This is a genomic window from Paenibacillus sp. Y280 (assembly GCF_056786335.1).
The window spans coordinates 334,030-345,870 of the sequence record NZ_JBXCIW010000003.1 but is presented as its reverse complement, the minus strand read 5'-3'; the positions used below and the strand labels follow the sequence as shown (position 1 = coordinate 345,870).

At 45.6% G+C, this 11,841-nt stretch carries 10 protein-coding genes; all 10 read right to left on the bottom strand.

Annotated features, from left to right (window positions below; all coding sequences use genetic code 11):
* Positions 1-165 precede the first annotated feature (165 nt).
* Positions 166-1,644 carry an Lsa family ABC-F type ribosomal protection protein gene (locus AC1TPC_RS06160; protein ID WP_482065968.1) on the bottom strand — a complete coding sequence of 493 codons (1,479 nt, stop codon included), beginning with the start codon at positions 1,642-1,644 and terminating at the stop codon, positions 166-168.
* A gap of 445 nt (positions 1,645-2,089) precedes the next feature.
* The gene (locus AC1TPC_RS06155; RefSeq protein WP_482065967.1) at positions 2,090-2,662 is read right to left on the bottom strand and encodes a flavodoxin family protein; all 573 of its coding nucleotides are present in this window, start codon (positions 2,660-2,662) and stop codon (positions 2,090-2,092) included.
* Positions 2,663-2,697: 35 nt separating this feature from the next.
* On the bottom strand, positions 2,698-3,960 hold the full coding sequence (locus AC1TPC_RS06150; protein ID WP_482065966.1) for an ATP-grasp domain-containing protein: 1,263 nt from the start codon (positions 3,958-3,960) through the stop codon (positions 2,698-2,700).
* Between the two features lie 51 nt (positions 3,961-4,011).
* Positions 4,012-5,226 carry an MFS transporter gene (locus AC1TPC_RS06145; RefSeq protein ID WP_482065965.1) on the bottom strand — a complete coding sequence of 405 codons (1,215 nt, stop codon included), beginning with the start codon at positions 5,224-5,226 and terminating at the stop codon, positions 4,012-4,014.
* Positions 5,216-6,151 carry a transketolase family protein gene (locus tag AC1TPC_RS06140; RefSeq protein WP_482065964.1) on the bottom strand — a complete coding sequence of 312 codons (936 nt, stop codon included), beginning with the start codon at positions 6,149-6,151 and terminating at the stop codon, positions 5,216-5,218. The genes AC1TPC_RS06145 and AC1TPC_RS06140 overlap by 11 nt, the downstream gene beginning before the upstream one ends.
* On the bottom strand, positions 6,148-6,957 hold the full coding sequence (locus tag AC1TPC_RS06135) for a 1-deoxy-D-xylulose-5-phosphate synthase N-terminal domain-containing protein (RefSeq protein WP_482065963.1): 810 nt from the start codon (positions 6,955-6,957) through the stop codon (positions 6,148-6,150). The genes AC1TPC_RS06140 and AC1TPC_RS06135 overlap by 4 nt, the downstream gene beginning before the upstream one ends.
* Positions 6,958-8,805 carry a M20/M25/M40 family metallo-hydrolase gene (locus AC1TPC_RS06130; protein WP_482065962.1) on the bottom strand — a complete coding sequence of 616 codons (1,848 nt, stop codon included), beginning with the start codon at positions 8,803-8,805 and terminating at the stop codon, positions 6,958-6,960.
* The gene (gene argC, locus AC1TPC_RS06125; RefSeq protein ID WP_482065961.1) at positions 8,805-9,857 is read right to left on the bottom strand and encodes an N-acetyl-gamma-glutamyl-phosphate reductase; all 1,053 of its coding nucleotides are present in this window, start codon (positions 9,855-9,857) and stop codon (positions 8,805-8,807) included. The genes AC1TPC_RS06130 and argC overlap by 1 nt, the downstream gene beginning before the upstream one ends.
* Positions 9,854-11,179, bottom strand: a complete 1,326-nt coding sequence (locus AC1TPC_RS06120) for a DegT/DnrJ/EryC1/StrS aminotransferase family protein (RefSeq protein ID WP_482065960.1) — start codon at positions 11,177-11,179, stop codon at positions 9,854-9,856. The genes argC and AC1TPC_RS06120 overlap by 4 nt, the downstream gene beginning before the upstream one ends.
* Positions 11,176-11,838 (bottom strand): degT/DnrJ/EryC1/StrS aminotransferase, encoded by a 663-nt coding sequence (locus AC1TPC_RS06115; RefSeq protein WP_482065959.1) that lies wholly within the window; start codon positions 11,836-11,838, stop codon positions 11,176-11,178. Before AC1TPC_RS06115 ends, AC1TPC_RS06120 begins: the two co-directional genes overlap by 4 nt.
* Positions 11,839-11,841: the final 3 nt, after the last annotated feature.

Sequence of the window (11,841 nt, the reverse complement as noted above, 5' to 3'; positions counted from 1 at the left end):
TTCTAGCTGCATTTCACCGTCAAACAACTTATCACTAAATACTCATCCTATAAATGGATAGTTTTCCCTAATTGTGTAGCCGCCTGTGCTTATTATATTGGGCTTTCGTAATTCAGGATAATTATAGCCGGCAGATTTATTCTACCGGCCATTCCTAGATTTCCATTAGAGCTCAATGATCTTTGTTGCAACATTGTTGCAAAATTCCTTGTCATGCTCCACAAAAAGAATGGTTGGAGCGTATTCAAGCAATAACTCTTCAATTTGCATGCGAGAAATAATATCTATAAAATTTAGCGGTTCATCCCAAATATGCAAATGAACCTTCTCGCTAAGGCTTTTTGCGATCAGAACTTTCTTCTTTTGTCCTCCACTGAAAGCTGATATATCCTTTTCAAATTGAACTCTGGAAAAATCAAGCTTTCTTAAAATCGCTTTAAACAGGCTTTCATCAATTCCATGGTCCGCAGCAAAGTCAGATAAATGGCCTTGAAGATGGGATGTGTCCTGCGATACATAGGAAATTTTCAATTGACCATCCTTAATGAAGGTGCCTTTATAGTTTATATCCTCACCACAAATAAGCTTAATGATACTTGATTTTCCGGAACCATTTTTTCCCGAAAGAGCAATTCGCTCTCCTTGCTCAATTGTAAAACTTAAATCTGTACAAACCCTCTTCTCTTCGTAAAAAATCGAGACATGATCCAGTTTAGCAAGCTCGTTTTTATGATAAGCAAGTTGCGAAATCTCCAAGCTCTCAGCGTTTTCAATATTTTTAAGAAGCTTCGACTTTTCTTCAATGGCGGATTGCTGTCTTTGCTCAATTGCTTTAGAGCGTTTCATCATTTTAGCAGCCTTGTGGCCAACATATCCTTTATCTACCTTGGAACCTGAGTTTCTTGTTCCGTTCTTTGATTTTTCCACTTCGTGCGACCAGTTTCCCGTCCGTTTCGCAGAATCCGACAAGCGACTAATGTCTTTTCTAAGCTTGTCGTTCACGGCAAGCTCAAAGTTATCTTGTCTCCTTTTATTTTCCCACCAACTGGAAAAATTTCCTTTTTGAATCTCAATATTTGTTTTATTAATTGAAAGGATGTGGTCTACGCAGTTATCAAGAAATGATCTGTCGTGCGAAACCAAAATAAATCCGCTTTTGGTTTTGAGATAATCGCTGACAAGTTTTCTTGCATGCATGTCAAGATGGTTGGTTGGTTCATCAATCAACAGAAAACTGTTTTCTTTAATAAATAAAGTAGCCAGCAGCACTTTCGTTTGCTCTCCGCTCGACAATGAATCAAAGGGCCGATATAAAACATCCTCTGAAACCTTTAGCAAGGAAAGCTCGCGCATTAATTTCCAGTGCAGATAGTCTGGGAAAATATCGTTGATCACATCGATGGTATTGTTTTCCTTGTTCTCAACAGGGAAAGGGAAATATTCGAAACTGACATGAGCAGAAATATTTCCGCTGTACTCATATTTACCAAGCAGCAAGCTCAAAAATGTTGTCTTCCCTCTTCCGTTTCTTCCCGTGAATCCTAATTTCCAATCGGTATCGATTTGAAAATTTACGTTTTCAAATATGTTATCGTAACTGCCCTCATAGGCAAAAGTCAGGTTGGTAACATTTATTAATGACATGAAATAATCCTCCTGTATGGAAAATATAAAAGCTACAAGAAAGTTACTTTCTTGTAGCTCAAATAAATACAGTTAATCCAACCCCCAACTACGGCGGAGTTAGATTAGGATATATTGTTTGAGTGAAAAGAAAAAGTAACTTTCTTGCATATAAAGAATAAAACATGCGAAAAAAACCGCTTATAGTGTTTTATTATTTTATATAGAGCGCAAGAAATATTACATTAGACTTTTCAACTCCAATCTTTAAATTAACCGCATCTTATCATACCCATCCTTTTGTTGCAAGCATCGCTACTCACGTTCATTTAATTGCCAATCGCTTTGTAGTAATCAGGCGATGCAAGCTCCATGCAAAGTATCGCCCTTATTTAAGGCTTCACATGAGCAGATTCTTATTCCGGCAAATTGATTTGCCATTCCTATCCTATCCCTTTCCAAACTATTATAAAATGATTTCGTCTTTAGCGTCTTTAGCTGCAACCGCTCCCCACTTCTTCCGGATTTCCTCCACCGTCGCCAAGGATACCGCATCCTGCAATATATCTCCCGGCTTGTTGCCCTTGCCTAGAATATAGCCAGCAAAATTCGTGCCGGTAAAGTTAAAAATATATTGAAATTGCTGAACAAGCGGAAGCCCTTTTAGATGAGGCTCATCATCGCCAATGCCGATCACGTACGCTGTTTTCGTCGCTAATTTAGCTAGAAATTCCGCTTTATTTTCACGTAATGACTGGGACCAACGATCGATGAACGTTTTCGTCAGCCCGGATGCGCCATACCAATAAATCGGAGTCGAAAATACAAGAACATCCTGTGCCAATACCCGTTCGATCACATGATGATAATCGTCATCCGGATAAAGGCCCTTCTCAGAATGGCGGTAGTCTGTGATAGGTTCAATTGTATAGTCAGACAAATAGATGTTATCTGCTTCAAACCCTTCAACTAATCGTTTGGCTAATTGCTCCGAGTTGCCATTTTTACGCGAGCTTCCATAGATTACGGCGATTCCCATTAGTAAACCTCATCTCCTCTACTCTGTGCTTTCAGTTATGCCTTCGCTATTTCTGCCTCTTGCTGCTGATAAATCACTTTCAAGCTTCCAATAAGCGAAAGGGCCAGTTCTTTCGCTTGTAGCGGAGTATCGCCTACGGTAATGAGGTAACCCAGCCGATCATCCGAGCTTTTTGCTACTGTAACGGCATCGCCAGCAGATACCGAGAAATGTGAGCGGACAACATTCGCATGCTGCTGCAGAACTTCAAGCCCTTCTATTCCTTCGAAAATACCATCGCGATCCGCAGTCACATAAGCAATTGCAGCTGCTCGATTATGCTTTTTCTGAATATCAATAGCGTTATCCAAGTAGTAGTTCACAGTCGCTTCGAAAATATCGATCCCGAACGCCTGCACGAGTAAGTCTGAGGAAATGTTGTCCCCACCCGGTCTCCCGTTCACCTCAATAATGCGCGGACCCGTGCTCGTAAGCTTCACTTCCACATGACTTGGACCATTCGTAATGCCAATGGCCTTTAACGCGTCTGCGGCGGTACGAACGATTTCATCCTCACGCTCCGCATATACGGATGTAGGCAGCGTATGAAGAGTTTCAACAAAATAAGGCAATGGCGACGTAATCTTTTCCGTAACGGTCGAAAAAATCGCCTCGCCATCCTTCACGAACAGCTCCACGCTAAATTCCGGTCCATCCAAATATTGTTCAATTAAATATTCTTCGCGGACTTTAAAATCCATATAGGTTACTTTGAACGCAACGATGATATCCATCGCATTCTGCAGCTCAGTTAAGTTATTGATGAAGTAAACATTTTGGCTGCTCGCGCAATTCGTCGGTTTTAACACCACGGGATACCCTATTTCCTCCGCTGCCGCAGCGGCTTCTTCGTAGGTTCTGATCTTCTTGAATTTTGCACTCGGAACACCGTGTTCGGCGTATGCCTCTCGAGCCAAATCCTTATTTCTGGATCTCAGCGCAGCCTCATAGGGGACTCCTCTTAGGCCAAGCCGCTCAGCCACCTTCGCCGTCAAATGGGACGCGTAATCGGTAGCAGGAATTAACGCATCGAGCTGATCTACATAGGCTGAATTGATTATAGCTTGATAGAGCGATTCTTCGTCACGAATATCAGCCACGATGAGATCATGATAAATGCCTTCATAGCCATATTTTTGCGGATTTTCTGTGGAAGAGACGATAGAAATGACTCTATGTCCCTGCTCAAAAGCAACTCTAGCGAAGCTAACGCCATAGAAACTCGGTTCAACAAAAGCGACTGTTTTGGTCCTCGTCATATCATTTTCCTCCTTAAAGGTTTGTGGAACTGACCTGATTCAAGCATGAGCTCACGCTTCTAGCGCTTTCTTTTGGGTTACTCTACTATTTAGCACGTAATACACGACAAATCCGATGGCCATTAAACCGCTCATGCAGATAAAGCCTACGCCGGGAGAATAGCGATCAATGATAACGCCAAGCCCCGTTGCTGAGACGGTCTGCAAAAGCAAGGATATCGCCATCCAGACCGATGTCGCCCTACCCATATAGGATTTGGAGACGGATTCCATCAATGTCGTTGTCATTAAGATCCGCAGCGAAGAGTTCGTTAAGCCGATCAACACGCTGCCAACATACAACAATAGTATTGTGGAGTTAAAAGCAACAGCCACTAAGTTCAATACGGAGATGAGGAAAAATAGTAGAATCGTTCCGTTTTGCGATAATTTCCTCGCCAAGGGTGCCGCTATAAAGCCAGACAATAGCCCTCCAATGCCGTAGAACATATCCGATAATCCAAAGACGACCGAATCTCCTTTGACTGCAGTGCTGACATAGCCAGGAAGAACGACGTTGTATACCATCGTACAAACGAGTGGAATAATCGATACGATTCCTAATAGGAAAATATAAGGACGTTCCGCCAAGTAGCGAATGCCATTTTTAAACGTGCCGTAAAAGGATTCCTCATCATTCTCGGTAGGAATGGGTGTATATTGTACTCGGCTCAGAAAGAAGCTGCTTACGATAAAGGCGAGCGCATTCAGAAGGAGAATAACCTCAAAACCTACATATTTGTATAAAATTCCTGATAAGGCTCCGGCCATGAACATGCCCACTTGCAAGCTGATCTCGATTAAGGAGTTGCCATGAATGAGATCCTTCTCGGGAAGAAGCTCTTGCACCAAGCTGCGCGAGGCAGACATATACAAGGCCCATCCCATCCCGTTAATAATGGCAAACGCATAAAGGTATTCAATTCGAAAACCCGTCCATACAAAAGCACCCGTAATGATAAGCAATAAAACGGCTCGAATGATATTGGCCCATAGAATAATCGTTTTCCGATTCCACTTGTCAATCAAGGTGCCTGCAAATGCAGAAATAAGGAAGCCTGCGATGACATTTAAGGAAAGCATAAACCCGATGGAGGTTATCGATTTCGTTTGATCCATGAGATACCAGTTCGCGCCAATCGTACTCATCCCTACGCCAAACCCAGAAACAATATCAGCGATAAAATAATGGCGAAAACTTCTTGGTTTTAGTACGCTAAAAACCATCGATACCACCTGCGATTTCCTGAATTTGTTGTTTCAAAGGCTCGAGACCAAAGCCTAGATAATCCAGAACCTCAGTATGTGTACCGCCATAAATCGGCCAATGCTCGCCGCAATGATGGGCATATACTTGAAGCTTGGGCAATAAAAGCGCAAGGTAGGACGCTGTACTGCCGGTTGCACGATGCTCCTCTACAACTAGAAATCGATCGGACAATTCGCGTAATTGCTCGCTATACGATTTCAAGCTTTGAATATCGACATAACATAAATGTGCATGCACAATGGAATCGTCTTCTTGAACGATTTGCTTGCACAGCTCCGTCGCTTGTTCTCCGACAGAAATCAAGCATAATCGCGATCTGCCGAGGGTCACCTCTCCCTCCACAATCATGTCTCTACAGCTCAACGCATCATCTCGGTGCAAGCTGTCAAATGCATCATTTCTAGATAGCCGGATATAGTATGGCTCCTCCGAAGCTGCTGCTTCTTGTATCACTTTTATCGTTTCCTGTTCGCCATGCGGGCAAGCGATTCGGATATTTTGAAACGATTGAATGACAGCAATGTCCTCGAGCGCATGATGCGTCGTGCCGAACCATCCGCCTGAAACACCCCCGTATGAAGCAACGACCTTCACATTTTTGCCCATGTACCCCATTGTCAGCTTGATGCTTTCGGAAGCACGCAAAGCTGCAAAAGAGGCAAAGGTCGAGAAGAATGGAACATAACCTGCCTCGGCAAGTCCTGCGGCGATATCAATACCAGCTAGTTCTGCAATACCTAGGTTAAAAAAACGATCGGGATGCTGCTGTCCAAAAGGATGATTTTTGCCGCCTAAATCGGCTTCCATACATATAATCTGGTCATTGCTTGCAGCGAGCTTGGCGAGCTCATCCTTATACGTATCTCTCCCGGACTTCGTCATGAAATACTCACCTTCCATTTTTGAGCCAGCTTCAAAGGGATTTTCGCATAATGCGCATCCGGATTTCCCTCAATCGCAGGCACGCCTTTTCCTTTAATCGTGTTAGCTAGGATGGCGACCGGTCTATCAGGTACTGGTTCAATCGCGGCAACGATTTCCTCGAAATGATGTCCGTCAATTTCTTTGACAGCGAAGCCAAACGCTTCAAATCGTTCACGCAGGTTGCGGATTGGCGAAATATCATGGACATAACCATCATTCTGGCCTCCGTTGCAATCGACGATATAGACAAAATTCGTGATCGCTTGGGCTTGCACAATCTGAGCGGTTTCCCAGCACAGCCCTTCCTGCAATTCTCCATCCCCGCCAATGACAATGCCTAATCCATTTGTTCGTTTCATTTTCTGAGCGAGCGCCCAGCCGGCTGCGTATGGAATGCCATGTCCCAAGCTCCCTGTAGCGAAAGGAATGCCCGGAAGCTTATGGTTGGGATGGCCCGTAAACAAAGAGCCCTTCTGTCCGTAACTCTCCGCCGGATTATCCGGTATGATGCCATACACATGCAGAGCGGCATATAATGCCGCTGCTGCGTGGCCCTTGCTAAGAATGATGACGGTATTGGGATCATCAACATACTTGAAATACGTGCCGATCAATAGATCGATGGCCGAAAGGCTTCCTCCAATATGACAGCCTGTAGAGGTAGCCGCCATATCGATTATCAATTTTCTCGCTTCTTTGGCTCGTTCGATAAGCATTGGAATCGCATCACTATGCTCCCTTTGCGCTTGTATCGTTTGCTCCATCTATTCCTCCAATCGCAGCCGAAACCATTCGTTTACGGCTTCCTTCAAAATCGTTCTTGTCGTTTCCACCTCATTATTGTGAAGATACTCTTCATTCGTATGATCCAAGCTGGAATCCCCTGGGCCATAGGCCACCATCGGAACGGATTGCCATGTTGTCGCAAGCGTGTTCATGTCGCTCGTTCCGCGTTTTTTGATGTAGTGAATGGATTTCCCTTGCTTCGCGAAGCTGCGAACAAACGCTTTGACCAATTTGTCCGAACGTGGATTGGCGAATCCCGGTGTTGCACGCAATACTTCAACGGTCACACCGTCACCAAATGAAAAGTCAATCTTATTTCTGTAATCGTTGCCTGCCGCTGGCGATATTCTAAAATTCAGCGTCCCTTTAACTGTTAGAAAGCCATGCTCATTACGATGCTCAATATCGATAAGAGAGGATAAAGACTGTGGATCAACTTCCCGTACAAGGTGGCGGATATCCGCCACCACGTTATACAGCTCGTCGATGACACTTGTACTATCCTTGGCCGCGGTATGCTCCTGCGCACGATGAATCGTAATTTGCAGCTTGAACAGTCCGTAGTATCCGAGAGTTAAGCTCTCTTCGCCGCTAGGCTCGCCAATGATAACCGCATCCGCCAAGTAATTGTCGCGAATGAAATGTGCTCCTTTGGAAGATGAGATTTCCTCTTCTACAGCGCCGATAACGAGCAAAGATCCCTGCTCAGGAACATCAACCTCCTGCAGCATATGAATAAAATTAACGAAGCAGCCTTTGGCATCCACGATTCCTCTGCCTGTGATGCCGTTCGAATCGGTACGAACCGGCCAAACATGCGGAACCGTATCGATATGTCCTAACAGCAGAAGCGTATGGGGACCGTTCCCTTTGCGGAATACGATGTTCCCCGCCTCGTCAATCTTCCCCGACACCGACGGGTAGTTAATCGTTTCTAATAAGTACTTTGCAAGCTCATGCTCATCTTCGGAAACCGAAGGAATGCGCGCGACCTTATTTAGCAGATCGAATGCGCCAAGCTCCCGGTCCACATTCCAAAACCAAGTCTTGCTCGTGTTCTCTAGCGTATGAGGTCCCGATATATTCACATCGCAGATGCCTTCGCGGATCGCCAGTTTGGCTGCTCGCACCTTTTGCTTCATACGCCCTTGGACGGAGCTTAATTCATCATCCGTATAGACATTCGCGATCGTTGAATACGGATCTTGTATATCTTCAAGCAGTCCAGCCGTACCAGTAACAAAGCGCAAGTGATGTGCTTCTAAATCGACGGCTAAATGAGCTGCCAGTACATCCGCATCGATGTTTATATAGGCATCCAGCTCGGGATCAAGGATCGGCGGCGTGAGACATACGACATCAAAGGCAGATAAAGCCGATTTCAGAAATGCCGCATGACTGCCGACAAAATGACCAAACAAGGAATCCCGCACGATCACCGTTCGCTGATCCTTGATTGCCTTCAACGGTTTGGCTTTCTGTCCAAACACTAGCCCTTGATCACCGCCTAGCTGAGCGAATACGGATAGTCCGAATCCCTTCAAATGCGTTTGAATCGTCGACAGGATGTTCTCGTGATAGGCAGCGCGGATAAAAGGCATCTCCTCGGGAGCGCAGTACCGCACCTCATCACCTGATGGCAATGTGAGAAAAGGCATTTCACGCTGAATCGATTCATATTTTTGTTTAATCGCTTCCGCCCCGCCTGCCACAAGCAGGACTTGGTTCCCTCGCTTCACGATGCGATTGATTTCCTCAAATACTTTAGGATGGTTCACAATCGTGCTGCTGCCGAGCTTGATGACATATAGACTGCCTTTGCTCATCAAGGCCACGCTCCTTCAAATTCAAATTGCAGACCTTCCTCCTCAGGGAAGTTGAAATAAAGATTGGCTGCCTGAATGGCTTGCCCCGCGGCTCCTTTTATCAAATTATCGATGGTAGCAATGGATACACAATTCCGTCCTTCTACATATGCACCAATCTCGGCATAGTTCGTACCTACGACGGTCTTAATCATGGGCGAACCACTGCCTGAGTTGAAATAATGGAGAAAAGGCTTGGATGCATAGGTGCTGTAAAATGCTTTTTTCACATCTACGTCTGTCACATGCTCTTTGAGCAAGGAATAGGAGGTCGCCATAATCCCTCGCGGTAGATCGAGACTGAAGACGGAAAATTGCAGATTCACGGACCGATCCAAGTGAGACGTCAGCGCATGCTCCACCTCGGGCTTATGCCGATGACCATGAACTTTATAGGCTCTAAAGTTATGGGAGCGTTCCGCATGATGCTCTGTCGTCGATTTTCCGCCGCCGCTTGAGCCTGTCTTGGCATCCGTGACCACACGGCCTTCAATTAAATCATGCGCTACGAGCGGATAGAGCGTATATAGAGTCGCTACCGCCATACAGCCCGGAAGATTGACCACCTTCACCGCAGGATTGATTGGACTGAACTCCGGAATATAGTAATGCCATCCGCCTTCGAACTCATGCTTCAAGGTCTCGGGATAATGCTGGTTCAATAGATCAGTATCTGTTATGCGATAATCGCCGCTTACATTGAAGATATAATCCGTATGCTCTGCCACCTGCTGGATGATTTTAGGCAGGGAACCTGTAGGCAAGCATGAGAATATTGCATCGTAATGACCGTTCAGCTCAGCTGCTTTGTTGAACTTTAGCGAGCTAATCTTTTTCTTATGAATCGATCCGATATAGAACTTATCCACCGGATAGCCAGACTTCGATTCGGAGGATACAAATTCAACTTCAAAGTAAGGATGCTTGCGCAGCAGCCTATATAATTCAGCGCCAGTGAACCCGCTGCCGCCAAGTATGGCTACTCGTTTTTTCCCTGTCTCTGTTATGCTCATCCGAGTCTAGCGTCCCTTTCATACAGCACCTTAAGATCGCTGCCTTGCTCTGCGATTTCACGAATGATATGCGGGTTCGCATCAATTTTTTTAAACGCCAATGCATAGGCTTGAATTCGCTCATATTCAACCGGCGTTCTCAGCTCTCTGCAAATCGTCAAGCTGCTGCGCAGCATTTTTAACGTTTCGGGAAAATGATTCAGATCATATCCAAAATCCTTTCGATCCGATAAGGTGAACGGATAACCATTTCCAAAGCCGATCCGATTTTTGAACGGGAGATGGCCTGGGATCGGCACATTTTGCCATTCGCGTGCGTAGACCCCTTCGTGATTAATGAGCTGCTGAACGGCATCCTTCACCCGAAAGTCTTCTAGATCACCTAATCCTAGACGCTCTGGCGACAGCTTGACACGATACATGTTATAGCTGTGGTTGTAGCCTTCTGGTACGAATGGTCCACTGAACAGCTTCGTCTCGGAAAGTGCATTCGTTAAATACGCGGCATTTCGTGCACGAATCGCATCATAATACGGAAGGCGGTCGAGTTGGCTTAGTCCGAATGCAGCTGCAATCCACGACATGCGGTAATCAATGCCCGAGGACGCTAGAAATGCCAGCGCACGCTCATAATCCTCCTTCTCTTTGAAGAAAGCGATGCCCCCTTCCCCGCCAACCGGAAAGTTCTTGTCCGCCATCAAGCTTTGACCCGCGGCATCGCCAATTGAACCTGCCAGCTGCTGGTGTATGGAAGCAGAATGCGCATGAGAGGCATCTTCTACGAGACGCAGCGAATATTTATCCGTTAGACGTCTTAGCGCTGGCAAATCAGCCGGCAAGCCATGCACATGTACAGGCATAATAGCATTCGTCTTGCTCGTTATCGCTCGTTCCGCTTGTACCGGATCTAGGCAATACGTAATCGGGTCGATATCAACGAAAATCGGGATCGCTTTCGCCGCTACGACCGCCTGAGCGGTTGCAATGAACGTAAATGCAGGCACGATGACCTCATCACCGGGCTGTACACCCACGCCTACTAAAGCGAGGTGCAAGCTCGATGTGCCGCTTGCCGCAGCAATTGCGTAATTGGCCCCTACATAATTGCGATACGCTTCCTTGAACTCATCAACTACTTGATCGCCATCCTGCTGGATGGAGACGAGCATTTGAATGACGTCTTCCTTCGTAATGATCGGAAAATTGGTCTTTCTCACATCCTCTGGAATGATCGCTGGCCCGCCATGAAAGGCTAATGGATCTTGAAGCCAATCATCCGAAGGCAGCTGGAGCGGCTTGCGAATAAAGTCTGTCTTGATCATGAAGGATTCCTCCTGAGTAGAGATACTTTCACACATGCCGCCACCAGCGGGCTAAGCCTGTAGTTAAATTGAACGGCTGGCTGCAGATTCGGCTCGCTCTCTTCCTGCGTCCACATCGTTTGAAGATCAAAGGCGCCAAATATTTTTAATCGTTCAGCTCTTTTCCAAATAAGCTCATCATTTGCTGCGATGGCAGCAACAGGTCCAAAGCCTAATCCTGTAAAATCCAAGATGAGTACAGGCGCTTGGCCGCTTGCCCCCTGTACAATCTGATTCAAGTGGTTGATATTTTCCTGATTTACAGCAATCAACTCATAAGCTTGCTTCACATGCGGCTCTGATACGAGCGTAATCCCTAACCAATGAATAAACTTCCTTTCTTGATCAGTAGGATGAGCTAGTCGCGTAGTCGAATGATAGCCAAGCTCCTGTCCCCATAGCGCACCATGAATCGCACCCGTATAGCTATTAAATAAGGAGACATATTTTGTTTTAGTGAGCTTGGCTATACTTTTCTCAAGCCCCTTTAATTCATGATCATTCTTTTCAATACTCATAATGACGCCTGAATTCAGCACTCTCGATAACACAAATGAAAGTGAAAAATAGTTTTCTTTCTGTATGACAGCTTCTGACTTCGTTAACGTAGCCTCTCCCATTCC

Bases quoted from the DNA above. Each gene is read 5' to 3' on its own strand.
- AC1TPC_RS06160 (WP_482065968.1), bottom strand. From the start codon at position 1,644: ATGTCATTAATAAATGTTACCAACCTGACTTTTGCCTATGAGGGCAGT.
- AC1TPC_RS06155 (WP_482065967.1), bottom strand. From the start codon at position 2,662: ATGGGAATCGCCGTAATCTATGGAAGCTCGCGTAAAAATGGCAACTCG.
- AC1TPC_RS06150 (WP_482065966.1), bottom strand. From the start codon at position 3,960: ATGACGAGGACCAAAACAGTCGCTTTTGTTGAACCGAGTTTCTATGGC.
- AC1TPC_RS06145 (WP_482065965.1), bottom strand. From the start codon at position 5,226: ATGGTTTTTAGCGTACTAAAACCAAGAAGTTTTCGCCATTATTTTATC.
- AC1TPC_RS06140 (WP_482065964.1), bottom strand. From the start codon at position 6,151: ATGACGAAGTCCGGGAGAGATACGTATAAGGATGAGCTCGCCAAGCTC.
- AC1TPC_RS06135 (WP_482065963.1), bottom strand. From the start codon at position 6,957: ATGGAGCAAACGATACAAGCGCAAAGGGAGCATAGTGATGCGATTCCA.
- AC1TPC_RS06130 (WP_482065962.1), bottom strand. From the start codon at position 8,805: ATGAGCAAAGGCAGTCTATATGTCATCAAGCTCGGCAGCAGCACGATT.
- argC (WP_482065961.1), bottom strand. From the start codon at position 9,857: ATGAGCATAACAGAGACAGGGAAAAAACGAGTAGCCATACTTGGCGGC.
- AC1TPC_RS06120 (WP_482065960.1), bottom strand. From the start codon at position 11,179: ATGATCAAGACAGACTTTATTCGCAAGCCGCTCCAGCTGCCTTCGGAT.
- AC1TPC_RS06115 (WP_482065959.1), bottom strand. From the start codon at position 11,838: ATGGGAGAGGCTACGTTAACGAAGTCAGAAGCTGTCATACAGAAAGAA.